Origin of the sequence: Thermonema rossianum DSM 10300, from assembly GCF_000426825.1 — a bacterium.
Lineage (GTDB): Bacteria > Bacteroidota > Bacteroidia > Cytophagales > Thermonemataceae > Thermonema > Thermonema rossianum.
The window spans coordinates 14,947-39,277 of the sequence record NZ_AUGC01000007.1; the positions used below are offsets into that span (position 1 = coordinate 14,947).

Sequence of the window (24,331 nt, forward strand, 5' to 3'; positions counted from 1 at the left end):
AAGCCTAAAAATTGAGGTATGGCGAAGTCAGAAATGAAATTATCGGCTTATCGTTTTGATTTGCCCAGTGAGTTAATTGCTCTTTACCCTGCTGAAAACCGCGACGACGCTCGTTTGATGGTGGTGCATCGCGATACCGGCAAAATAGAGCACCGCACTTTTCGCGATATTGTAGATTATTTTGAAGAAGGCGACCTCATGGTCGTAAACAATACCAAAGTTTTTCCAGCACGGCTCTATGGCTACAAAGAAAAAACAGGTGCCGACATAGAGGTGTTTTTGCTGCGTGAGCTGAAAAAAGAGTCGCACCTGTGGGATGCTATGGTGGACCCGGCCCGGAAAATACGGGTGGGTAACAAGCTCTTTTTCGGCGATGGCGAGCTGGTGGGCGAAGTCATAGACAACACCACCAACCGCGGGCGCACCATCCGTTTCCTTTGGGACGGTGAAGAAGAAGAGTTTTATGCTACGGTGAAACGCTTGGGCAATCCGCCTTTGCCCGAACCTATTTACAGCCGTCGCAAAGCAGAGCCTATCGACGAAGAGCGTTTTCAAACCATCTTTGCAGAAGTAGAAGGTGCCATTGCACCACCGGCTGCCGGCTTGCACTTCACCAAGCAAGTGGTGAAGCGGTTGGCCATTAAAGGCGTCGATATCAAGCCCATCACCATGCATATCAGCTTGGGCAGCTTCCGCGATGTGGAAGTGGAAGACCTCACCAAACACCGCACCGACTCCGAGCAATACGCCATTCCGGAAGAAACAGCAGAGGCGGTCAACCAAGCATTGGAAGCCAAACGCCGGGTGTGTGCGGTAGATATCAGCACCTTGCGCACGCTGGAAACCTCCGTGTCGGCAAGCAACCGTCTGAAGGCAAGCGAAGGATGGACAGATAAGTTCATCTTCCCCCGCTATGATTTCAAAATAGCCAATGCCTTGTTGGTCAACTTTGAGCTGCCCGAAGCCACCGCCCTGATGAGTGCTTGTGCTTTCGGCGGCTATGACCTCATCATGGAAGCTTATCAGGAAGCCATCAAAGAAGGGTATCGCTTCTTTATTTATGGCGATGCCATGTTGATATTGTAAGCAGGCATGCGCTGGCTTATTGCTTGTGATAAATTCAAAGAAGCATTATCTGCACAAGAAGTATGCGAGCAGATAGCACTGGGGCTGCAACAGGCCGACACGCTATCTGCTTTTTCTATTGACTGCTGCCCACTTAGCGACGGGGGCGATGGCTTTCTTCAGGTCATGCATAAAGCCGTAGGCGGCGAATGGCAGCGCAGTGCCTGCCACGATGCCCTGCTGCAACCTCATGAAGCCATGTGGCTTTGGTTACCCAACGAGCAAACAGCCTTCATAGAGGTAGCCGCTGCTGCCGGTCTGGCAGCTATTCCTGCCGGCAGGCGCAATCCCCACCAAAGCAGCAGTTATGGCGTGGGTGAGTTGATACGGGCGGCTGTCAAGCAAGGGGCGCGCCACATTTATGTCGGCATTGGCGGCAGTGCCTCGCATGACCTGGGCTTGGGCTTGGCTGCCGCTCTGGGGGTGCGTTTTTTCAATGCTCAACAAAAAACATTTATTCCTACTGCCCACACCCTGCAACAAATTGAACGTGTAGAAGTGCCCGGCGTACTCATTCCACCCCACTGCCGGATAGAAGCCATCTGTGACGTGCAAAATCCCTTGGTGGGCAACGAGGGGGCTGCTTTCACCTACGCTTTACAAAAAGGATTCAGACAAGAAGAACTGTCGCAACTCGAAGCACACACGCAACAAGCCGTCAACTGCCTGGCAAGCGCATGTCCTCAAGCCCGGACTATTGCACAACAAACCGGCAGTGGTGCGGGCGGCGGCATTGCTTTTGGCTTGGCTGTCTTTTTGGGCGCTCCCCTCACGGCAGGCGTTGCATGGATAGCCGAAAAAGTGGGCTTTGCCCGGCGCTTGCAACAAGCAGACATCGTCATAACAGGCGAGGGCAAACTGGACAACCAAAGCCGCTTTGGGAAAGTCACCCATTTTGTAGGGCATGAAGCGCAAAAACAAGGCAAATTGTGCGCGGTTTTCTGTGGAAGCTGTGAGCTTTCAATATCAGGAAATCACCCCTACGACTATGTGTGCAGCATATTGCCTGCGCCCATGTCTTTGGAAGAAGCCCTCGCACAAACGGCCGATCACCTGCATGCTGCCGCTTTTCAGTTTGGCAAGCTTATGACAAACGGCAAGCTTCGAAGCTTGCTTTTGAAGAAATAGTGCTATTTTTGCATATTTAAGGACTGTTTAAAAATCAAAATCAACACCATGACAATACATAAAGAAGGACGCCGTCTGCTGCTTATTCTGCTCCTGATACTTGCTGCCCTGAATGTGAGCTTATGGCTGGGTGGCGTTACTGACTGGCTCCGGTGGGGCGTTCTTGTGGTAAGTGTGGTTTTCTACTTGCTCATTCTTCAGTTTTTCCGTCATCCCAAGCGCCACACCCCTGCGGGAGAAGGGCTGGTAATAGCCCCTGCCGATGGCAAGGTGGTGGTTATAGAAGAAACCGAAGAGCCGGAATACATCAAAGGCAAATGTCGCCAGGTTTCCATATTCATGTCGCCCTTCAATGTGCATGTCAACCGCAGCCCCGTAGAAGGCTCCGTAAAATATTACCGCTACCACGAGGGCAAATATCTCGTGGCTTGGCATCCTAAGTCGAGCACCGAAAACGAACGTACGACCCTGGTACTGGAAACTCCGCAAAAACAATTGGTTTTGGTGCGTCAAATAGCCGGTGCCTTAGCCAAGCGCATCAAGTGTTATGTGCAGGAAGGCGACCATTTGCATGCCGGTCAGGAATTTGGCTTCATCAAGTTTGGCAGCCGTGTGGATGTATTCCTGCCCCTCGATGCCGAAGTGTTGGTCAACATAGGCGATAAAACCAAAGGGGGTGAACAGGTAATTGCCCGTTTGAAATCATAATACCAGGTGCGGAAGTATATCGCCACTTTTTGGTGTGGCATAAATGCCGCACTCAAAAAGCAGACAACACTCAAGACGACGCCTGACACAGCCTGAACAACAGCTGCCGGCTGCCTAAATGGCAGCCATCGAGCCCCACGAAAGATCTATGTGTCTTGCATATATTATTTCAGATTTAGACTTATTATAAATTTTACAGATTAAGCGGCTTTTGTGAACCATAGCGAAAAAACAATAGTTGTTTTAACACGAAACCAAGCAGTATATTCTTCACTATTTTGCAATTAAACTTAAAAACGTGATGCCTATGGAACCCTTGGAAATACCACAGAAAGCCCCGTATGCTGTAGAAGTAGAAGCCGGCAAAAAATATTTTTGGTGTGCCTGTGGCAAAAGTCAAAAACAACCTTTCTGCGACGGCAGTCATAAAGGCACGGAATTTGCACCTAAAATGGTTACCTTCGAAGAAAGCAAGACCGTTTACTTCTGTGGTTGTAAGCACACGCAAAACCCGCCCTTTTGTGACGGTTCGCACAAAAGCTTATAGCCCTCTTGTCCCAACCTAACATTTTCTTTCTTTGCTTGTAAAAATGGGCTGCCTCAAAAAAGGCAGCCATTTTTTTGTTTAAAAAAAGAATATGGAACAGAGTCAAAAAATGTAGAATCCGGTCGCCCCTTGTCATTTCAAGCGCAAGTGGGAAATCTCTTTTTGCTGTTTGTGGTTTGATTGAGATCGCTCACTCGCTTCGCTCGTTCGAGATGACAAATCGCTTTTTCCTCTTCCAAGGCATCTCTTTTCTAACATTCGTCTCTTGTCATTTCGAGCGCAGCGAGAAATCTCTTCTTTTGAAAAAAAGGCATGGTTTGACGAGATGTCTCACTTCGTTCGACATGACAAAAGATAAATTTGGTTGAATGAGCTTGAGATTTCTCTCACCTCACTGCGTTCGGTTCGAAATGACAAGCTGCGCCACGCTCAAAGGTACCGGGGACCCTACCGGACACCAAGCGCGTTGTCTAAGAAAAGCCGCTCACACCAAGCGTTCGGCGCGTGCCCACACGCCCCAAGGTTTCATACGCCCTTGTGCATACCATACTTCCCGGTGGTCGTTGGTCGGAAAGGCTGCCAAATCGCACCAAAAGCCCTTCTGCAAGCACCCTACCTCCTGCTCCAACCCCAAAGCATAAGCAGCCCGGTAAGTAAGCCCCGCCCACAATTCGGCAGCACTTAGCTTTTCATAGATACCCAAGAGAGCCGCTTGCACCAGCAAATCCCCCATGGGCGCAGAGCCCGGGTTCCAGTCGGAAGCAATGGCCACCACACAACCGGCATCCAACAAACGGCGCGTGGGCGCAAAGCGGATGCCCAAACCCAAAGAAGCTCCGGGCAAGACCACGGCAGCAGTATCTGAGGCAGCCAAGGCAGCAATATCTTCTTCTGCCGATGCTTCGAGGTGGTCGGCGCTTTGAGCTTTTAACTCAACAGCCAAGCGTGCCCCTCCCGCTGTAAACTGGTCGGCGTGCACCGTGAGGGCAAAACCTTCGGCTGCTGCCTGCAGCAGATAAAAGCGTGCCTCTTCTACCGAAAAAGCGATGTCTTCCACGAAAATATCGACACGCCCGCTTAAGCCTTCTTCTTTCACTACAGGCAACACCTCTTCAAGCAAAAATTGCAGATAGGCTTTTTGGTCTTGGAATTCCGGCGGGCAGGTATGCGCCCCCAAGAAAGTGGGCACTATATGGGCAGGCGTCCGGCGCTGCACCGCCTTGATTGCCCGCAGCATTTTCAGCTCGCCTTCTTTGTCTAAGGCATAGCCACTTTTTATTTCACAGGTCGTAATGCCTATGCTGTTCAAGAAACGAAGGCGCTCTTCGATGCCCTCCATGAGCACCTGCCCGGAAGCAGCCCGCGTAAAACGCACCGAACTAAGGATGCCCCCGCCTGCCCGGGCTATCTCTTCATAGGTTTTGCCTGCCATGCGCATGCAGTAATCCATAGCCCGGCTGCCCGCAAAACAAATGTGTGTATGGGCATCGACCAAGCCGGGCACGGCCACAGCCGGTTCTTCTATAAACTCTACCCGTGCAGCAGGATATTCCCGCAATAAGGTATCGAAAGCATCGACCCGCACAATCCGCCCGTTGTCTGTCAATATGCCGGCATTCTCCCAAACTGGGCAATGCTCATCTTTGACAGGACCACGCAAGGGCATATTTTCCATGGTAAGCAATTGCTCAAAAGGACCTATTATTTTCATACGTTTGACTTCGTTGGTGTATGGTTCACTGCAAAACAAAAAAAGAGCTTTTCAAAAGAAGATGAAACTTTTTCCCGGCAAAATCGAAAAAAAAGTATATTCGTAAAAGAAAACAGAAGCATGTACTCCATGAAACACAACTTACGCGCTACACTCATCATGTCCCTTTTCCTTGGCACTTGCCTGTGGCTGACAGAAGGCTGTCAATCTTCAAAAGAAAAAAAAGAAAACGACAGCGACAGTACCGTAGTGGCAGCCCTCGACAGCCTCCCTGCCGTGACGCTTACCCCTGCCGAAGGGGATGCATACACCATTGAAACCGATGTTTTCAGTCTGCCCTTTCCCGCACAACCCCATCACCAAATAGACACTTTACAACTGGGCGATGGCATCCAAGCCCAAAGCCATGCCTATCTTTTAGACCTTGGTTCGCAAGTGTTTGCGCTCATCTATATTGACTATCCCGGCAAGCCACACCCCCAACAAATCATTAAGGAAGCCAAGACAGGCATTCTGAGCAGCTTTTACGACGAACCGCTCATCCGTAAAGACAGCGCCTTCGAGTGGCAAGGCTATCCGGCTGTGGATCTGACAGCCGGCAGCCCCAAAGACGGCCTGTTCTTGCACTACCGCCTGTTGGCAGTAGGTCCCCGCCTGTATCAGATAGCCATCTCCAATACCGATGATTTTCTTGATGAAGAATATGTGCAAGACTTTTTCAATGGCTTTCAGCTGAAGAAGTAAAAAACTTGCCTTTATATAAGTGCGGGAAGCATAGGCGGCTTCCCGCTTTTTTTATAGATTGCCTGTCAAAGGTGCTGTGTTTTGATTTAAAATCTGTTTTTATGGCAATTGCATTTCCCAAAGCAAAAATCAATATTGGTCTGTACATTACAGGAAAGCGGCAGGACGGTTACCATGACTTGTGCTCTTGCTTTTATCCTGTTCCCTTCTACGATGTGCTGGAAATACTGCCATCCGATGACTATGCCCTCCATGTTTCGGGATTGGACATAGCAGGCACAACCGAAGACAACCTCTGCACCAAGGCTTTCAGGCTCATGCAGGAAAAACACGGCATTGGTGCGGTCAACATCTACCTGCATAAACACATTCCCATGGGGGCCGGCTTGGGGGGCGGCTCTTCCGATGCAGCTGCTACGCTTCAACTGCTGAACGAACTGTTTGACCTGCAGCTACCATCCCAAACGCTTAAAGACTATGCCGCTTCCCTGGGCAGCGACTGTGCCTTTTTTATAGACGCGCAACCGGCGCTATGCACCGGGCGCGGCGAAATATGCCGCCCCCTTCCACTCAGTCTTCACGGCTACCATCTGGTCGTCGTGTACCCCAATGTGCACATAAGTACGGCAGAAGCATACCGCCACATGCGCCCTGCTCCCGTGGGCTATGACCTGGCGCACTTTCTGACCACCCATGAGCCCGAAGCATGGAGTACCGTGGTCTTCAATCAGTTCGAAGAGTACGTATTGGCCCAATACCCGGACTTGGCTTTATTGAAAAAGCAACTATATGAATCCGGCGCCTGTTATGCCTCTATGAGCGGCTCAGGTTCGGCTTTTTATGGTATATTTAAACAACCCTTGGCAAATCATCCATGGCAGTACCCTACCTGGCAGTTTGCTATTCAAAACGACTAAGTGGTATACTGACAATCCTTTCAACTCGTTTTAAACCTATGAAACATAAGATTTGGTACATTATGAAGAGAGTACTTATTGCCTTAATCCCTTTGAGCCTTCTTTTTTTGGCTTTTAAGTATCATCAAAAACAGGGGGACGTGCCACGGCTACCCGAAAGTGCCTGGGCACGATTTCAAGACACGCTGCCGGTCATTCGTCCGGAAGAAGTACACCAGAAGCGTGCCCGTGTGGTAAGTGAAATGGTTTCGCGCTATCATTATCGCCAAACCCCGCTGAACGACTCCGTATCCTCCGCCATCTTCGATATGTATTTGAAAGAGCTGGATGAAAACAAGCTCTATTTCTTGGCTTCCGATATTGAAGACTTCGAGCAATACCGCTATGCTTTGGACAACCAACTGCTTGCCGGGGACCTGAGCGTAGGCTTTTATATTTTCAATGTGTACTTGCGCCGCAATGCCGAACGCGTGCAACGCAACATAGACATCATCCGCCGGGGCTTCGACTTCACCAAAGACGAAGTATATGACCGGGACCGCAGCCAAGCTGCCTGGGCAAAATCCATGGACGAGCTGGACGAAGTGTGGCGCAAGGCGCTCAAAGACCAATTCCTGACCTCCAAGCTGGCAGGCGAAGCCGACAGTACCATTCAAAACCGGCTCATCAAACGCTACGAACGCCTGCAGAAATCCATCATGCAAATCAATGCGGAAGACATCCTCAGCAGCTACCTGAATGCGTTGGCACACACTTACGACCCACATACCGCCTACCTTTCGCCCATCGATGCCGACAACTTCCGTAACAGCATGCGGCGCTCGCTCGAAGGCATCGGGGCAGTGCTTTCTACCGAAAACGATTATGTCATCATTCGGGAAGTGCGCCCCGGTGGTCCTGCCTACAAAAGCGGCAAGCTGCACCCCAACGACAAAATCATAGCAGTAGCCCAAGGAGACGAAGGCGAATTTGTGGACGTGGTCGGATGGCGCCTCGACGAAGTAGTGCAACTCATTCGCGGACCCAAGGGCACCGTCGTGCGCCTGTTGATTCTGCCTGCCAAAGACGGCGCCAATGCCAAACCCATGGAAGTGCGCATGGTGCGCGAAAAAATCACTTTCGAAGAACAATCGGCGCAGAAAAAAGTCATTGTCTATACAGACAGCAAAGGGAAAAAACACAAAGTAGGCGTTATACAAGTGCCCGCTTTCTATATCAATATTGAAGAATATCAACAGGGCAAAGCCGATTACAAAAGCACCACCAATGATGTACGCCGCCTGATTGGGGAACTACAAGCCGAAGGCATTGAAGGTTTGGTCATAGACCTTCGTTATAATGGCGGCGGCTCCTTGAAAGAGGCCATAGACCTCACCAGCCTGTTTATTCCACGTGGTCCGGTGGTGCAGGTAAAAGACGTGGACGGCAACGTGCGTGTAAGCCAAACCGAAGACGTGAGCCAGGTATATGACGGCAAGCTCATTGTTTTGGTGAATCGCCTGAGTGCTTCCGCTTCCGAAATATTCTCCGGCGCCATTCAGGACTATCGCCGCGGACTTGTGATTGGCGAAACCACTTTCGGAAAAGGCACCGTGCAAAGTGTCATTGATTTGGCGCGCTATATAGGCGAGCAAAACCAAGGGCAGCTCAACATTACCTTGGCCAAGTTTTACCGCATCTCGGGTGAAAGCACCCAGCTCAAAGGCGTGACGCCCGACATTACGCTGCCCAGCTTCTACCCGGAAGACGAAGTGGGCGAAGCCTCCTACCCCACAGCTCTTCCGTGGGATAAAATAGCACCCGCTGCCTATAAGAAAACCGGACAGCTGAGTGACAAAAAAATAGAACAGCTGAAAAAGCTTTATCACGAACTTTCAAAAAACAAGGAATATATGCGAAAGCTGCTCGACGACATTCAAAAGGCACGGGAACGCTACAAGCGTACCACGGTGAGTCTCAACGAAGACAAGCGCAAAGCAGAGATGGAAGCTGCCCGTGAAGAAGAAGAAGCAGCAAACGAAGAGCAAACCCAAAACAATGCACAAGAAAAGCCTAAAGTACTCAACTTCGATGAGGAAAAAGATGCCTATTTGAAATTGGCTACCGAAATGCTGCTCAACTGGTAAGCAACCGCCGTAAATAAGTTAAAAAAACACGGGAACATCCCCTCGCACACGGGGGGATGTTTTTTTGTTTCACAAAATATTTTTAGACTTGCCTAAAAATTTAAAAAGTCAAAACAAAACAAATATTAAGATGAAACACAAGCTACAATTATTCATACTATCCCTCCTTGTTTTAATGCCCGGCGTCATGGTGGCACAAACCGGTACATGGCAAGGCGTGGTTATAGAAGCCGGGACCCAGGCGCCCGTTGCCTTTGCCCAGATATTTCTTCCTTCAACAAAAACAAGCATCATAGCCGATGAGCAGGGGCGATTTGCCATCACTATCGATAGCCTCACTTTTCCCCTGCAAGTAGTGTGTATGCACGTGGGCTATCATCCTGCCGAGCTCAAGCTGCTTTCGTTCGACGACCTGCCCCGGCATATAATCTTGCAACCGCTAAGCCTTGAAGAAGTGGTGGTCAGCGGTAGCCGCTTTCAAGAAAGCATCCACGAAAGCGCCATAAAAATTGAAACCATTCAGGCCCGCCAATTCGAAGCGGTCCAGGCTTCGTCGCTTTTGGACGGACTCTCCTTTCAGTCAGGTGTGCGCACTGAAATTGACTGCCAAACGTGCAATTACAGCCAAGTGCGCATCAATGGGCTGGGCGGCGCTTACAGTCAAATACTATGGAATAGCCGCCCCATCTTTAGCAATCTTTTAGGGCTTTACGGCTTGGAGCAGTTGCCTGCAAGCATGATTGAGCGCGTGGAAGTAGTGCGAGGCGGCGGTTCGGTTACCTACGGTGCCAATGCCATTGCCGGCACGCTCAACATCATCACACGGCGCCCTACGGGAAATGACTATGAAATAAGCACTTACCGTAGTTGGATAGGCAACCAAGCTGCCGATGACCGCCTGCAGGCATCTGTAAGTCACTCGGCAAAAAAAAGCGGCTGGCTGCTTGCTTCTTCCATGCGCCGCCGCGAAGCCTTCGATGCCAATGGGGACGGCTTTTCTGAGATTCCTCAAATCCGGCAGCAAAGCCATCTGCTTAGCGGCTACATAGACCCGGGCAGCCGGCACGAGTTCAATATTCACCTGATGGCACTACAGGAAGAAAGGCACGGAGGCGACCGGCTGCACCTGCCCCCTCACGAACGCCAACAAAGCGAATGGCGCAACGCCTTCACCCTTGCCGGTGCTGTCGATTGGAACTTTGAACTCTCGCCCCGGCATCAAATGCAGGCATTTGTTGCTTGGCAACAAACCGGCCGCCAACATTACACCGGTTATTACGGCAGCGAAGGCTATGGCAATACGGACAACCTAAGCTATCAAAGCGGGTGGCAACACCTTTGGCTCAGCCCCTCGCTGCGCTGGCGCATCACCAACGGCATAGAGTGGCAAGGGGAAAAGGTATTGGACCAAATCCCTTCTTGCAACTACCTCATCAATCAGCATGCCCGCTTGTGGGGCTGGTTCACCGAAATACAGTGGCAACACAAAGAACGGTGGAAGATACAGGCGGGACAACGTATCAGCTATCACAATCTGGCAAAACAGTGGTACTGGACGCCTCGGGCATCTGTGCGCTTTCAGGCAGACAAGCACCATATATTGCGCGCCACCTATTCGCAAGGATTCCGCCCGCCGCAAGCTTTCGATGCCGACATGCACATTGCTTTTGCAGGAGGCGGCATTGCCCGTATTCAAATAGACCCCGGCTTGCAAAGCGAGCATGCCCGCAGTGCCATGCTTAGCATCGATGCGGACTACCCGCATACACATTATATCGCAGGATTTAGCTTGTCAGGATTTTACACGCATTTACGCAAGCCTTTCACTCTTGAAGAACTTGGCACTACCTCTACCCAAGAGCTTATTTTGTTGCGTAGCAACGGCAGCGATGCCTTGGTTTACGGTTTATCGATAGAAGCACGTGCCAACCTGCGCGAGCAGTGGGAGCTGCGGGCCGCCTATACCATACAGCGCAGCTATTACGCCCAAGCCGTTGCCTGGTCTGCCGAACACGAGCCTGTGAAGGAGTTTTTGCGCACGCCCAATCATTATGGTTACTGGCTTGTCGAATATGTGGGCATTGCCCCCTGGAAAGTGTCTTTCGCCGGTACCTACACCGGACCTATGTGGATACCTCACTTCGCAGGTGCCGAAGGTGTTACCGAAGATAAACTGACACGTAGCCCCGCTTTCTTCGACACAGGTTTTCAAATAGGTTATGAGTGGCATTTCGACGACCTGCCCCGCCTCTCGCTTTCTGCCGGTGTGCAAAACATATTCAATGCTTATCAGCGCGATTTTGACAAAGGCGCGCAGCGCGATTCCAATTATATTTACGGACCGGGGCGCCCCCGCACCTTTCAGCTGAGCCTGCGTTTGCGTCCGTGAGCCCCTCTCTTGGTCTGTCCGGCCGGCAGCTTGAAAGTATCTGCCGGCTTTTTTGACTGAAAATTTGCTGCGATTGTGTAATTTGGGACTATCTTTGACAAACCCCTAAGCTGCTTTTTTATGTGTGGAATCACCGGCGTGTATGCCTTCAATGAAATTGGACGTATTTCACTCATTCACCTGCAACAAGCCACGCACAGCCTTGCCCACCGCGGACCGGACGCACAGGACTCTTTTATAGATTACTTCGTGGGCTTGGGACACTGCCGCCTGTCCATCATTGACCTTTCGGCAGCTGCCAACCAACCCATGAGCGATGAAAGCGGGCGCTATGTCATCGTATTCAACGGCGAAATTTATAATTACCGCCCTTTGCGTGAGCATCTGATGGAAATGGGCTATTCGTTTCGCACACAATCTGACACCGAAGTGCTATTGCATGCCTACCGGCACTGGGGAAAAGACTGCCTGCATCAACTGCAAGGTTTTTTTGCCTTCGCTATCTACGACAAGCAAGAAAAAAGCTTATTTATAGCCCGCGACCGTTTCGGCATCAAGCCTTTGTATTGGTATTTAGATGAAGACCGCTTTTTGTTTGCTTCCGAGCTGCGCAGCATTTTGCATTATGGCATAGAAAAGAAAATCAATGCCGCCGCTTTGTTGGCATACCTTCAGCTGAACTACGTGCCTGCCCCCTTCTGCATGCTGGAAGGTGTGCAGCAATTAGAACCCGGCCACTTTATTTTCTTGCGGGCCGGAAAAATGGAGAAGCAAGCCTATTACCGGCTTGAGGCGGCAGTGCCTGCCACACCTCCCCCGGACTATAAAACAGCACAGAAAACACTGCGCACACTTTTGGAAAAAGCCGTTGCCAAACGACTCATTGCCGATGTACCCGTAGGTACTTTTCTAAGTGGCGGCATCGACTCTTCCATTGTCAGCATTCTGGCTGCCTTGCAAGGGCAGAAAATACAAGCTTTTTCGGTGAGTTTCCCCGAGAACCGCTTCTACGACGAGCTGCCCTATGCTGAAGCGGTTGCCCGTCGCTATCATATCGAGCACCGCGTATTCGAGCTGCGCGAATACGATATGCTGCATCACATTGACCCCATCTTGGAGCACTTCGACGAGCCCTTTGCCGACTCTTCGGCTATAGCTGTTTATATGATTAGCCTGCATGCACGAAAGGAAGTGAAAGCCATCTTGTCGGGCGATGGCGCCGATGAAGTATTCGGGGGATATCAAAAGCATTTGGCGGAATATTATGCGCGCCGCCGGGCATCATGGGCATGGCTTCTGGCATTGCCTTATGCCATAAGCCGCCACCTGCCCCAGCATAGAAACGGCTTTCTGCCCAATAAAATACGTCAGTTCAATCGTTTTATGGAAGGGCTGCGCCTGCCGCCCCAAGAACGCTACTGGCGCTGGGCGAGCATCACCCCTTATCGGCAAGCCTTGCAGCTTTTGCAAGATTCATTCAAAGAAACCCAAGCTATAGAAGCATTCGAACAGTTGCGCCAATCCTGCACACAACACATTGACGGCAACGATTTAAATGAAGTATTGCAGGCTGATTTGCGTCTGGTGCTTCCGAACGATATGTTGAAAAAAGTGGACAGCATGTCTATGGCGCATGCTTTGGAAGTGCGTGTGCCCTTCTTGGATCACGAGCTGGTTGAGTTTGCTTTTTCACTGCCGGGCAGTTATAAAGTAGCACGTGGCATGCGCAAACGCCTTTTGCAGGATGCTTTCCGGGAGCTGCTGCCCGAAGCACTTTACCGCCGTCCCAAAAAAGGCTTCGAAGTGCCCATTGCCGCTTGGCTGCGTGGTCCTCTGCGCCATCGTGTGGAGAACGACTGGCTGGCCGACGACTTCGTGGAAGCACAAGGTGTCTTCAAGCCGGATGCTGTCAGGCAGCTAAAGAAACAGTTGTTTTCCAAGAATCCGGGCGATGCTCATGCGCGTGTGTGGGCATTAATATCATTTCAGGTATGGTGGAAAAAAGTATTTCAAAATTAAATGCCGGCCTGCGCTTGCTGCGCGCGCCCAACTTGCTCATGATTGTGCTGGTATTGACCTTCAGTAAGCGTTTTCTTTACGAAAGCAGCTGGTCAGCCCTTGCCGATCTGTCGTTTTGGTTGTTTGTGGGGAGTGTTGTGTGCACTGCTGCGGCAGGTTATATCATCAATGATTATTACGACGTAAAAATAGATGCCATCAACCGCCCCAAGCGTGTGGTGGTGGGGCGACGTATCAGCCGCCGGCAAACGCTACTGCTTTACACACTGTTTAATTTTGCGGGATTGCTGCTTGCCCTCTCTTTGTCGTTTTTTCTTGCGGCAGCAGTACTGGGCGTGCAATTGTTGCTTTGGCTCTATTCCGGCATTCTGAAACGTATTGCCTTTTGGGGCAATATACTGGTGGCGGCCTTGTCGGCACTGCCCCTGTTGTTGCTGGCTTTGCTTGAAAGCAGTGCGCCCCCTGCCGTGCTGCTTTATGCCGCCTTTGCCTTCTTCATGACCCTCATCCGGGAAATAGTCAAAGACTTGGAGGACTTGCAAGGCGACCGCACCCACGGTTGTCGCACCCTGGCCATTGAGTGGGGCTTGCCCAAGACCCGGAAACTGATTTATTTGCTGCTGCTGCTTATGGGGCTGCTGCTAATAGGCAGCTTCCGGATACTGCCTGCCCCGGCTGCAGCATACCTATTGGGCACTACCTCTTCGGCGGCTGCTTACTTTTTCTGGAAACTGTCCCATGCAGACACGCAAAAAGACTTTCACTTCCTGAGCCAATACCTCAAAGGCATGATGCTGCTGGGCATAAGTAGTTTATGGTTTCTGTAAGGTCCATTGCTCGTAAAAACGCCATGCCAAAGCAGCATAAGCATAGCGAATGGTATGGTAACGCCCATAAGGGAAAGCTTTGACCTTCATCCAAGACCGTATTTCCTCTTCGCTTGCCTCAATGCCGTAGTTATAAAGTGCTGCCAGGAAGGGGATGCGTTTTTCCGGCGGCATTTGACTCAATGCGGGGAAACGTGCATAAGCCACGCATAAAAAAGCTTTCAGATACAACAACTGTCCTTCTATCTGCGTCAAGCACTGCAAGCGTTGGCGCCGCTGCTGCTCCGGTGTGGTCTCTGTGAAGGCTAAGGGGCAGTCGCAACCATAACGTCGCGCCAGTTGCTCCACCGTTTCCGCAAAAGAAGGTTTCATTTGGAACAAGCCCACGGAAAAGTTGGCATAGCCGGCACCGTAACGGACGTATAGCTGCCGTAAAACGTACATTTCTACCTCATCGCGCAATAAAGAATAGCGCAGTAATTCCGGATAAACTACAGCCCAAGCTTCTGCCACCGATGTGTCACCCAGAAGGTGCCGCGCCAGGGGCGTGTAATCTTGCAACTGCTGCCATGCCGTGCGGTGTGCTTCTGCGAAATAGACCTCTACCGGCGGTTGCGCACCCGCAGACAGATATCCCCAGCATACCAACACAAACAAACGGACAAACCTTTTCATTCTTACGGAGCGGATGTTTTTCTTGTAAAGGCAAGAAAGAAAAAATAAACGAAACAAAATGAACAAAGGCAACCAACATATCCAGAAAGCGTTTAACGATATTTGCAAGCGGCATCGTAAAAAGAAGTTTATGCCCGGACAAGCCACAAACAAAGGCAGCAAAGCAAGTCTTCTGCTGCTTGTTCGAGCAAGCTTGCAAAAAGAGCGGCAAAATTAAGCCGTGGCACTATTTATGCGCGACATTTCGCAGCCTGTGCATCTTTTTGCCCGGGCTTGCTTATTTTTGTGGTTATTTACACCTTAAAACCGTATTCTATGACTACCAATACAACGCTATCGCCGGAAGTAGAAGCACGAATAAAGCAATGGACACAAGCGCCCTTTGATGAAGATACGCGCCGGGAAGTGCTCCGCATGCTTGAAGAAGGCAATGTTCAAGCCCTCTACGATGCTTTTTACACAGACCTGGAATTTGGCACCGGTGGCTTGCGTGGCATCATGGGCGTGGGCACCAACCGCATGAACCGTTACACCGTAGGCTTGGCTACCCATGGGTTGGCGCTCTATTTGAAAGAGCAATTCCCCGGTGAGCAGCTGCGCGTAGCCATAGCACACGACAGCCGGCACCAAAGCGACTATTTTGCCCAAGTCACTGCCAGCGTATTTTCAGCACATGGTATTGAAGTTTTTTTATTTGACAACCTGCGCCCTACCCCACTGCTTTCGTTTGCCATACGGGAGCTGAAATGCCACAGCGGAGTGGTCATCACGGCTTCTCACAACCCTCCTGCCTATAACGGCTACAAAGCCTACTGGAAAGACGGTGCACAGTTGGTGGCACCCCATGACCAAGCCGTCATACAAAAAGTAAAGCAGGCGCGTATGGAAGAGGTACCACTCAGTGCCCGCCCCGAATTGATTCATACCATCGGTCCGGAGCTGGAAGAGCGTTACATGGAAAAAGTTTGTGCCCTGTCTATTCAAAGAGCATGCGTGGAAAAACACAGCGACATGCCTATTGTTTATACTCCCTTGCATGGGACGGGCATCACCCTGATTCCTCAACTGATGAAACGCTGGGGTTTTCATAATTTGCATGTTGTGGAAGCGCAAGCCCAAGCCGACGGTAGCTTCCCTACGGTGAAGTATCCCAACCCGGAAGAAGCAGAAGCCCTCAAAATGGCTATAGATTTGGGCAAGAAAGTAAAAGCAGCCCTCATATTGGCAAATGACCCCGACGCCGACCGGCTGGGCATTGCCGTTCCAGATGCATCAGGTGAGTTTGTGCTGCTCAATGGTAACCAAACAGCCTGCCTGTTGCTTTATTATCTTGCCAAACACCGCAAACAAAGCAACTTGCCCTACTATATCGTCAAAACCATCGTGAGCACTCCTCTCATGGAAAAAATAGCCGAAGCGCACGGCATCCGTTGCTACGACACCCTCACCGGCTTTAAAAACATAGCGGCTATCATGCGAGAGAAAGAGGGGCAAGAAGCCTTTCTGATGGCTGCCGAAGAAAGCTATGGCTATTTGATAGAAGACTTCGTCAGAGACAAAGACGGCATTTCTGCTTGTGCCATGATGGCCGAGGTGACTGCCTGGGCAAAAGAGCACTACGGCGGTTTACTGAATCTGCTCATGCACATCTACCTCGAATACGGGCTTTATTACGAAGGGCTCCTGTCAATCACCAAGGAAGGATTGGAAGGCAAGGAAGCCATTGCCCGCATGATGCGTCATTTCCGGCAACATCCACCTCTCCGGTTTGGCGGCAGCCGTGTGGTAGAGATACGGGATTATGAAAGCGGCGTGCGGCGTCTTTTGATTTCACAAACGGAAGAGCCCCTTTCCATCCCCTCTTCCAATGTTTTGCAGTTTGTAACGGAAGACGGGGCGCTCATCTCGGTGCGCCCTTCGGGTACAGAGCCTAAAATCAAGTTTTATTTTAGCGTGTCGGCACCGCTGCCGCAAGCCGCTGCCTACGCAGAGACCTTGCAAAGCCTCAAGGACAAAGTGGCTCAAATACAACAAGAATTACCGGTAGAGTAAACAACAATAAGAGTAAAAACACAAGGCGCCGGATACCGGCGCCTTCTTTGTTTACATAGAAAAAAGGCGGACCGCCGAAGCAGTCCACCTTTGAGGGGTTTGAGGTTAAGTAGTCAGTTTAGTTGGCGTTCACCGGCGTAGGAGTAAACAAGTGGTCTATGCTCTGTTCAGGAACGTTCGGGTTAGTGTTTACCTCTACTTGCGGATAAAGGAAGCGCTGAGGAATGGTAGGTGCAGCAGGAGTCTTCACCGGTACATTGGGAGCCAAGTCTTTCACGGCACTACCGCCAATGACGGTGTTGTCATTCAGCCAGCGGCGAAGGTCATTAAAGCCCTCAATCTGTCCTACCATGGCTATGTATTTTTCCTCCATGATAGCCTTCATGGCATCTGCATCAGTGGCAGGAGCTAACGGGGCATAAGTACCCCCGCCCACGTAGGCGTCAATGTTTGCACGGTAGTCGTTCAAATAAGTAATTGCTTGTGCACGGGTGCCGGTACGCATTTCAGCCTCTGCCAAAATCAATTGGTTTTCAGCATAAGTAACCAGAGGGAAAGAAGCATCAGCTGCAAAAGCGGCGTCATCAGCTGTGTTAAGCTCAGCGCTTGCTAAACCAGCAGAAACATCGAAGTAGTAGTCTCTGCGTTCAGGATCATCAATTCCATTATTGATACGCTCAGTCATCAACCACACTACAAAAGAGCCGGCATCCGGATTATTGTCGCCATCATAGTCATAGCCACCGCTTGTTGAAGTTCCGGCAGTCATATAACCCGAGCGCTGGTTCACCACAAATTCATAGTAAGGATTCATGTTGCCATCTTGGGTGGTTCCATGAGGCATCATCATGTCACCGGCAGGTGATGAAATGCCGTTCAAAGCTGCCGACTTGGCATTGGCATAATCCTTAAGATGCATATAGTATCTTGCCTTCAAGGTATTAGCAGCAGCTATCCACTTACTTTTATCACCGGCAAAAAACAAGTCTTGGGCAGCAGGAATTGCAGAAGACGCATCTCCAAGTGTAGCGATTGCTTCATCAAGCAATGCTATGACTCCCTGATATATAGACGCTTGTGGGTCATATTTGGGAGTCGGAAAATCATCGCTTGCTGCTTCTGAAAAAGGAGCATCTCCCCACAGAGCAGCTACTGAGCCCATAATATGCGCTTCTATGATTTTCGATACGGCAACAATTCCGGTTTTCCCTTCCTCTTCTGCCTTAGCCCGCATTACCTTGGCTTGTTTGAGCACTTGGCGATAAGCAATATCCCAGTTGCTATCAAACTCAGAAGCTACCACATTGTACACCTCATAAGCCGTAAACTGACGATCAGATCCGGTGAAGTAGCCGGCCCAAATGCCCGACAAACGTGCAGATTGGCTTTCATGGAAGAAGGCATCGTTCATCAGTACCGTAACCATCAGCTCTTCTGCAGCTGATATGTCGGTCGGTACGTTCGGGTTTTTATCAAACCCTTCTACCAGGTTGCGGCAAGCTGTCGTTGCAAACAACAACAAGGCTGTACCTAATAATAATATTTTTCTCATAGTTCAATGCTATTTTAATATTGGTTTTTGATTAATAGGGGTGGGAGGTTTCCCTCCCACTATAATCAACCATGGGGCTTAGTAAGTAATTCTTAAAGAGAATACCCAAGAGCGGGTAGTGGGGTTCTGGAAGTAATGCAAGCCACGTCCATTCGAAGGACCGGTCAAGTTGGTGTCAGGGTCAAAACCACGAATCTCTTTGGTCCACAACAGCAGGTTACGTCCGGTAATGGCAAACTCCACAGAACCAAGCTTGGTCAGATTACGGAATCCTTCTGAATCCAAGCGATAGCTTAAAGTTACCTCACGCAGACGCGTATGGGTGGCATCATAGATAAACTGCTCAGAAGGACCGGTAAAACCACTACCCAAACCAGAAGTATACCAGTCTGCATCCAATACTACAGGACCGCCTCCGAAATCTTTCACTTCACCACGAATAGTAGTGCCGGCAGGAACAGTTGTTCCGAAATAGGTAGTAGCTTCCTGAGTCAAGGTAGTTTCCTTAGCAGTATAATCCCAAGTACCAAAGAAGGTCAAAGCACCTTCGGTACCGGCCCAGAAGTCACCACCTTGCCAGTGTTCAAACAACACATACAAAGAGAGTCCTTTATAACCAAAGCGAGTAGCAGCCGAGCCTCTCCAATCGGGGTTAGGATCACCCACTACTCCTTCGGTAGCTGCCTGGGTCGGGAAGCCGTTGGCATCCAATACAAGGTTGCCTTGTGCGTCACGCTCCCATTTAGAGCCCCAAATAACTCCCAAAGGATACCCTTCAACTGCCGAAGAGGAAGCATCTACAAAACCGGCCAACGATATGCGTTGAGCACCGCCCAAAGACAGCACCTTGTTGCGATAGCGGGTCCAGTTACCTTCAATGGTCCAGTTAAAGCCATCGGGGTTACGGATAATGTCAAAGCCCCAATCCAGCTCTATACCTTTGTTTTCAATAGCAGCCACATTGGCATACTCAGTAGAATAACCACTGGAAGGTGGCAAGTCAATGAATGCCAACAGGTCATCTGTGCGGTTCGAGAAATAGGTAGCACTCAAACGGAAGCGATCATCTACAAATCGCAGGTCAGTACCTATTTCAAATTCAGTTTTCTTTTCAGGCTTCAAGTTGGGATTAGGACGCTGGCTTCCCAATTCAAGACCACCACCATAATTGGAAGCAACCAATGATTCGCCCCATGAGCTGGAAACATCGCCAGTAGTAAATACCCCATAGATATTGTACGGGCTCGGCTGTACCCCTACTTGTCCGTAAGAAGCACGCAATTTACCAAAGCTCAGGAAAGTAAGGTTGTCAAATGCGGGCAATTGAGTGAATTGCCATGCCAAGCTTGCAGAGGGATATACAAACACAGGATTGGCATCAGGACCAAAGGTAGAAGCCGCTTCTGCACGACCGGTTAAGTTCAAGAATACCATGTCCTTGAATGCCATGTCCAAAGAAGCATAACCCGCATTGGTACGAATCTCAGAATATGAATCAAAAGGATCCACATTTTCAGCAGTAAAGTTGCTCAGATCCGGAGGGAATGAAGGTGTAATAAAGCTCACACCACTGCCTCCGATACTTTCAAAACGGCGATGGTTGAAGTTGAAACCACCTAATACAGAACCATTGATATCTTCATTCAACTCAAAGGTATAGCGACCAATCACATCCAAGTTGAACTGAGACTCAGAAATATTTTCTTTTGTCAATGCACCATTTTGATAGGTTGCATCAAATTGAGGGAACTGAGTCAAACGACGGTCGGTATAATAGTCGATACCCGCACGGGTAATGATCTCAAACTTTTCTACAGGTTTATAGATAAGTTCACCTGAGGTAATGAAACGGTTCACCACATTCTCGTTCAACATCTCATTGATAGTAAAACCGGGGTTGTTGTAACGAGGTGTAGTGTTGGCGCCTATGGGGTTGCGATACGAGCGATGACGGCGGATACCTGCTGCCCCGGGGCCTGAGTAATACAAACCGATATAATCAGTATTATCAAAGTCGGCAGGAGTACGCAACAAGCCTAAAAGCAAACCGGAAATGTTACTTCCTTGCTGGATACGATTAGAAGAGGTGCGAGTGAAGCTGGTGCGAGTATTAAACTTCACACGAGGACTCAACTCAGAATTCGTGTTGAAGCGGAAGGTGGTACGGCGATAGTCTGAGTTGTTACGGATAACACCCTTTTGGTTCAAATCAGATACACTGGCGTAAAAAGTAGTAGCACCACTTCCGCCGCTGATGCTCAGGTTGTTTTCAAAATAAGAACCTTTCTGTAAGATTTGATCTTTGTTGCTCTCCAGGTAAGTGCGGCGAGAATTCTTCTGTATGATGGGGTAATATGTATTTCCTGTAATGTCCCCTACAAAGTAAGCACCACTTGTATCAAACACATCATCGCCACCGGGACGATCAGCTATCTTATCACCCCACGACAAGAAGTAGCCATTTATGTAGCTACCGAAACCTTGTCCGAATTTGTCTTGCAAGGGATACCATACATTCACTTCATCCATCGAATAGGTAGCACCATAGGTGATGGTCGGCTTGTTGCTTTTAGAACCACGCTTGGTACGAATCACAATCACACCATTGGCAGCACGGGTACCCCACAAAGCAGCAGCTGCTGCACCTTTCAATACTTCTACTGACTCAATGTCGTTGGGGTTCAGGTCATTCAGACGAGATTGCTGGGTCACACCATCTGTGCCGGAACCGATAGTAGAGTTGTATATAGGTACCCCGTCTAATACGATTAGAGGCTGAAGGTTACCGGTAATAGAGCTTTGACCACGGATCTGAATGTATCCACCGGCACCGGGGTCACCGGAGTTACGCTGAATAAGTACACCGGAAGCCTTACCGGCAAGACCGGTCAATACAGACGTTTCACCGGACTGCTTAATAGCCTCTGCTTTCACAGGTGAAGAGGCGTACCCGATCTTATCCCGGGAATCTTCAAAGCCCAGGGCGGTAATCACTACTTCGCCCACACTCATCGGCTTCAAAGATACCGACACGGAGGTCTGGTTACCTACAGCAATCTCTGCCTCTTGGTAACCTACAAAAGAAACTACCAATGTAGCGCCTTCGGGCACCACCAAGGTAAAGCTTCCGTTTTCGTCGGTGACTGTACCAACGGAAGGATTACCCTTCACGAATACCGTTGCTCCGGGCAGGGGTTGTCCCTGGTCATCCTTGACAGTACCGGAGATTGTTCTGTCTTGTGCGAAGGCAACAGCGCCCCACAGCATCAAGACCAAGAACAATAACTTGGAGTACATTTTTTGGACCATATTTTGTTATGTTTTGGTTGATGATGCCCAAATATATCAATTCGCTTTTTAAAAAAAAAAGAACCACGCCACATTTTTTCATATCCTCTGCGGCTTCAAAAAGAAAAAAACTCATTGTCAACCACTTATTCTCCGGCTTACAATAAGACAAAATCAAGATTTTATTAAATAAAAGCAAGACAGTCTCTCAAGCAAAACAGCCCACCTGCCGGCGGGCTGCCTATTGCTGTCAGGAAGTATTTCTTTGGTTATACGTTCATGAGGGAAGTACGCTTGCGCATCTTTCCTGCCGAGATACCAAACATCATTTTGAATCGACGGCAGAAGTAAGCCGTATCTTTGTAGCCCACTTCACGCCCTATTTCCCGGATACTTTTTTTGGTTGTGCGCAGCAGCTCTACTGCCTTTTCCATGCGCTGGTATTCGATGTAGTCTTGCGGGTTGATGCCCATCATGGCTTTGAAGTACTGCCCCACATAGTCTTCCGATATATTGGCTACACTTGCCAGTACTTTGTTCGACAAGTCCCCTGACAGATAGTTTTTAATGTAGTTCAGGATATCGATCAGGCGGGGGTCTTTGAAGTAGTTCATGTTGGTAGCCAACTTCTCCATGAACAAATTATTGGCAACAATATAACGCAAGATGCCAATCACCAGCTCCTCCGTTTTGTTTTTCAGCATACGCTCCTTGCCTATGCTCTGCTCAAATTCCTCCCGCATGATGTCTTCTACCTGCCGTTGCAGGCCGGCTTCCCGGGAGATGATAAACGGCGGTATATCCAAGTTGGCAAAGAAGCTGACGGCGTCAAAGATGCGTGCCGAGAAGGTGATATAACTGAAGCTGTCTTCGAGACGGGGATACAGCGCTCCGTCTTGAACAGACAAGAAAAACTCATCGCGACGGGCTAAATAGTCTTCATACGTCAGCTCTTCGGCGCCTTCTCCTTTGCCATATGCGATATATGCCTGCTTGCCGGCAGGAATGAAAAGGATATCACCCTCCTGTGCTTCAATCAGTTCCTCGCCTATGCGCAGCGATATATCGCCCTTATGCAGCAAAAAGAGGGCATTGTCCACATCACAAAAATTTTTGATGACAAAGGGACGCTGTATTTGCACATAGCGTGCCCGGAGAAATTTAATATCCAAAGCTTCAATGACCTTTTGAAAGTCGGCGTTCATGGCTGCATTTCTTGTTTTTATCCTAAAACTTCTTAATAAGCAAACATAGCAAAAAAGATGCAAAAGAAAAAGGCAAAGTAGATATTTTTTATACTACCTTGCCTTTTGTGTTAAAAAATCAAGCAATCACTTTCACTATTTCAAGATATTGCGTGCAATCACTATTTTCTGTATTTCGGAAGTACCTTCGTAAATTTGTGTAATTTTGGCATCACGCATCAAACGTTCTACGTGGTACTCTTTCACGTAGCCATAGCCACCATGGATTTGCACGGCTTCGGTGGTTACCCACATAGCCACTTCCGAGGCATACAATTTGGCGGTGGCGGCAGCCAGGGCATAATCTTCGCCAATGTCCTTCAAGTAAGCGGCTTTATATACCAGCAGGCGTGCTGCTTCTATCTTGGCATACATTTCTGCCAGCTTGAACTGAATAGCCTGCAGCTCGCAAATGGGGCGGCCAAAAGCTTTGCGCTCTTTTGAATACTGCAGAGCCAGCTCATAAGCACCGGCGGCAATACCCAGTGCTTGGGCAGCGATGCCTATACGCCCGCCATTCAGGGTTTGCATGGCAAACTTAAAGCCAAAACCATCTTCTCCTATGCGGTTTTCTTTGGGCACCTTCACATCGGCAAACATCAAAGAATGGGTATCGGAACCACGAATTCCCATCTTGTCTTCTTTTTTACCGATGGTGAAGCCCTCCATTCCTTTCTCCACGATAAGGGCATTGATGCCGCGGTGCCCTTTTTCCGGATGGGTTTGGGCTATTACAATGTAGGTAGAGGCAGAGCTGCCGTTGGTAATCCAGTTTTTGGTACCATTCAGCAGATAATAGTCACCCTTATCTTCGGCGGTGGTGCGCTGCGAAGTGGCATCCGAGCCGGCTTCCGGTTCGGAAAGACAAAAAGCCCCAATTTTTTCACCTTTTGCCAAAGGCACCAGATACTTCTGCTTTTGCTCTTCGGTTCCGTATTTTTCCAACCCCCAGCATACGAGCGAGTTATTTACCGACATACACACCGAAGCCGAAGCATCGATTTTGGATATCTCTTCCATAGCCAAGACATAAGAGATGGTGTCCATGCCACCCCCGCCATATTTGGGGTCCACCATCATGCCCATAAAGCCCAACTCGCCCATTTTCTTGATTTGCTCGGCGGGAAAGATTTGGTGTGTATCACGCTCGATGACGCCGGGCAGCAGCTCACGCTGCGCAAACTCGCGTGCTGCACGTTGCACTTCCAAGTGCTCTTCCGACAAACGGAAGCTGGGTCCTTCGGTCATTACCTGTGTCATGATTTTTTATTTTAAAGTT

17 protein-coding genes are annotated in these 24,331 nt (G+C 49.6%); 11 read left to right on the forward strand and 6 right to left on the reverse strand.

Annotated elements, in window-relative coordinates; genetic code table 11:
* Positions 1–33: 33 nt before the first annotated feature.
* The 4 genes from queA (at position 34) to K384_RS05700 (ending at position 3,508) form a co-directional block, all read left to right on the forward strand.
* Positions 34–1,086: a tRNA preQ1(34) S-adenosylmethionine ribosyltransferase-isomerase QueA gene (gene queA, locus K384_RS05685; protein WP_038030322.1), complete on the forward strand. Its 1,053-nt coding sequence runs from the start codon at positions 34–36 to the stop codon at positions 1,084–1,086.
* A gap of 6 nt (positions 1,087–1,092) precedes the next feature.
* On the forward strand, positions 1,093–2,253 hold the full coding sequence (locus K384_RS05690; RefSeq protein WP_051633162.1) for a glycerate kinase: 1,161 nt from the start codon (positions 1,093–1,095) through the stop codon (positions 2,251–2,253).
* A gap of 48 nt (positions 2,254–2,301) precedes the next feature.
* A complete protein-coding gene (locus K384_RS05695; protein WP_038030324.1) occupies positions 2,302–2,961 on the forward strand; it encodes a phosphatidylserine decarboxylase family protein in 660 nt (219 codons plus the stop codon).
* Positions 2,962–3,268: 307 nt separating this feature from the next.
* Entirely contained in the window at positions 3,269–3,508 is a 240-nt protein-coding gene (locus K384_RS05700; protein WP_211245223.1) for a CDGSH iron-sulfur domain-containing protein, read from the forward strand.
* Positions 3,509–3,992: 484 nt separating this feature from the next.
* On the opposite strand, the gene hutI is transcribed toward K384_RS05700, so the two are convergent.
* Positions 3,993–5,219, reverse strand: coding sequence for an imidazolonepropionase (hutI, locus tag K384_RS05705; RefSeq protein ID WP_038030327.1), 1,227 nt, complete (start codon positions 5,217–5,219; stop codon positions 3,993–3,995).
* A 129-nt stretch (positions 5,220–5,348) separates the two neighbouring features.
* Between hutI and K384_RS05710 the strand changes: the two genes are divergently transcribed.
* The 6 genes from K384_RS05710 (at position 5,349) to K384_RS05735 (ending at position 14,241) form a co-directional block, all read left to right on the forward strand.
* Entirely contained in the window at positions 5,349–5,963 is a 615-nt protein-coding gene (locus K384_RS05710; RefSeq protein WP_038030328.1) for a hypothetical protein, read from the forward strand.
* A gap of 101 nt (positions 5,964–6,064) precedes the next feature.
* Positions 6,065–6,880: a 4-(cytidine 5'-diphospho)-2-C-methyl-D-erythritol kinase gene (gene ispE, locus K384_RS05715; RefSeq protein ID WP_038030329.1), complete on the forward strand. Its 816-nt coding sequence runs from the start codon at positions 6,065–6,067 to the stop codon at positions 6,878–6,880.
* 38 nt (positions 6,881–6,918) lie between these two features.
* On the forward strand, positions 6,919–9,006 hold the full coding sequence (locus K384_RS05720) for a carboxy terminal-processing peptidase (RefSeq protein WP_211245224.1): 2,088 nt from the start codon (positions 6,919–6,921) through the stop codon (positions 9,004–9,006).
* A 130-nt stretch (positions 9,007–9,136) separates the two neighbouring features.
* Positions 9,137–11,395: a TonB-dependent receptor gene (locus K384_RS13305; RefSeq protein WP_051633163.1), complete on the forward strand. Its 2,259-nt coding sequence runs from the start codon at positions 9,137–9,139 to the stop codon at positions 11,393–11,395.
* Positions 11,396–11,515: 120 nt separating this feature from the next.
* On the forward strand, positions 11,516–13,414 hold the full coding sequence (asnB, locus tag K384_RS05730; protein WP_038030331.1) for an asparagine synthase (glutamine-hydrolyzing): 1,899 nt from the start codon (positions 11,516–11,518) through the stop codon (positions 13,412–13,414).
* Complete coding sequence (locus K384_RS05735) at positions 13,387–14,241, forward strand: geranylgeranylglycerol-phosphate geranylgeranyltransferase (RefSeq protein ID WP_038030547.1); 855 nt, start codon at positions 13,387–13,389, stop codon at positions 14,239–14,241. The genes asnB and K384_RS05735 overlap by 28 nt, the downstream gene beginning before the upstream one ends.
* Here K384_RS05735 and K384_RS05740 read toward each other — a convergent pair.
* On the reverse strand, positions 14,227–14,916 hold the full coding sequence (locus tag K384_RS05740) for a hypothetical protein (RefSeq protein ID WP_038030332.1): 690 nt from the start codon (positions 14,914–14,916) through the stop codon (positions 14,227–14,229). The two genes, K384_RS05735 and K384_RS05740, sit on opposite strands and share 15 nt — an antisense overlap.
* 315 nt (positions 14,917–15,231) lie before the next feature.
* Here K384_RS05740 and K384_RS05745 point away from each other — a divergent pair, with 315 nt between their 5' ends.
* Positions 15,232–16,968, forward strand: a complete 1,737-nt coding sequence (locus K384_RS05745; protein WP_038030333.1) for a phospho-sugar mutase — start codon at positions 15,232–15,234, stop codon at positions 16,966–16,968.
* 118 nt (positions 16,969–17,086) lie between these two features.
* Here the strand turns inward: K384_RS05745 and K384_RS05750 are convergent, their stop codons facing one another.
* The 4 genes from K384_RS05750 to K384_RS05765 all read right to left on the reverse strand — a co-directional run bounded on the left by K384_RS05750 (position 17,087) and on the right by K384_RS05765 (position 24,312).
* Positions 17,087–18,520: a SusD/RagB family nutrient-binding outer membrane lipoprotein gene (locus K384_RS05750; RefSeq protein WP_038030334.1), complete on the reverse strand. Its 1,434-nt coding sequence runs from the start codon at positions 18,518–18,520 to the stop codon at positions 17,087–17,089.
* Positions 18,521–18,598: 78 nt separating this feature from the next.
* Positions 18,599–21,829 carry a SusC/RagA family TonB-linked outer membrane protein gene (locus tag K384_RS05755; RefSeq protein ID WP_038030335.1) on the reverse strand — a complete coding sequence of 1,077 codons (3,231 nt, stop codon included), beginning with the start codon at positions 21,827–21,829 and terminating at the stop codon, positions 18,599–18,601.
* A gap of 248 nt (positions 21,830–22,077) precedes the next feature.
* Complete coding sequence (locus K384_RS05760; protein WP_038030336.1) at positions 22,078–23,013, reverse strand: helix-turn-helix transcriptional regulator; 936 nt, start codon at positions 23,011–23,013, stop codon at positions 22,078–22,080.
* Positions 23,014–23,148: 135 nt separating this feature from the next.
* Positions 23,149–24,312 carry an acyl-CoA dehydrogenase gene (locus K384_RS05765; RefSeq protein WP_051633165.1) on the reverse strand — a complete coding sequence of 388 codons (1,164 nt, stop codon included), beginning with the start codon at positions 24,310–24,312 and terminating at the stop codon, positions 23,149–23,151.
* Between the last annotated feature and the right edge of the window lie 19 nt (positions 24,313–24,331).

Bases quoted from the DNA above. Each gene is read 5' to 3' on its own strand.
- hutI (WP_038030327.1), bottom strand. From the start codon at position 5,219: ATGAAAATAATAGGTCCTTTTGAGCAATTGCTTACCATGGAAAATATG.
- K384_RS05750 (WP_038030334.1), bottom strand. From the start codon at position 18,520: ATGAGAAAAATATTATTATTAGGTACAGCCTTGTTGTTGTTTGCAACG.
- ispE (WP_038030329.1), top strand. From the start codon at position 6,065: ATGGCAATTGCATTTCCCAAAGCAAAAATCAATATTGGTCTGTACATT.
- K384_RS05695 (WP_038030324.1), top strand. From the start codon at position 2,302: ATGACAATACATAAAGAAGGACGCCGTCTGCTGCTTATTCTGCTCCTG.
- K384_RS05710 (WP_038030328.1), top strand. From the start codon at position 5,349: ATGAAACACAACTTACGCGCTACACTCATCATGTCCCTTTTCCTTGGC.
- asnB (WP_038030331.1), top strand. From the start codon at position 11,516: ATGTGTGGAATCACCGGCGTGTATGCCTTCAATGAAATTGGACGTATT.
- K384_RS05740 (WP_038030332.1), bottom strand. From the start codon at position 14,916: ATGAAAAGGTTTGTCCGTTTGTTTGTGTTGGTATGCTGGGGATATCTG.
- K384_RS05690 (WP_051633162.1), top strand. From the start codon at position 1,093: ATGCGCTGGCTTATTGCTTGTGATAAATTCAAAGAAGCATTATCTGCA.
- K384_RS05760 (WP_038030336.1), bottom strand. From the start codon at position 23,013: ATGAACGCCGACTTTCAAAAGGTCATTGAAGCTTTGGATATTAAATTT.
- K384_RS05700 (WP_211245223.1), top strand. From the start codon at position 3,269: ATGGAACCCTTGGAAATACCACAGAAAGCCCCGTATGCTGTAGAAGTA.
- K384_RS05720 (WP_211245224.1), top strand. From the start codon at position 6,919: ATGAAACATAAGATTTGGTACATTATGAAGAGAGTACTTATTGCCTTA.
- K384_RS13305 (WP_051633163.1), top strand. From the start codon at position 9,137: ATGAAACACAAGCTACAATTATTCATACTATCCCTCCTTGTTTTAATG.
- K384_RS05765 (WP_051633165.1), bottom strand. From the start codon at position 24,312: ATGACACAGGTAATGACCGAAGGACCCAGCTTCCGTTTGTCGGAAGAG.
- K384_RS05735 (WP_038030547.1), top strand. From the start codon at position 13,387: ATGGTGGAAAAAAGTATTTCAAAATTAAATGCCGGCCTGCGCTTGCTG.
- queA (WP_038030322.1), top strand. From the start codon at position 34: ATGAAATTATCGGCTTATCGTTTTGATTTGCCCAGTGAGTTAATTGCT.
- K384_RS05755 (WP_038030335.1), bottom strand. From the start codon at position 21,829: ATGGTCCAAAAAATGTACTCCAAGTTATTGTTCTTGGTCTTGATGCTG.
- K384_RS05745 (WP_038030333.1), top strand. From the start codon at position 15,232: ATGACTACCAATACAACGCTATCGCCGGAAGTAGAAGCACGAATAAAG.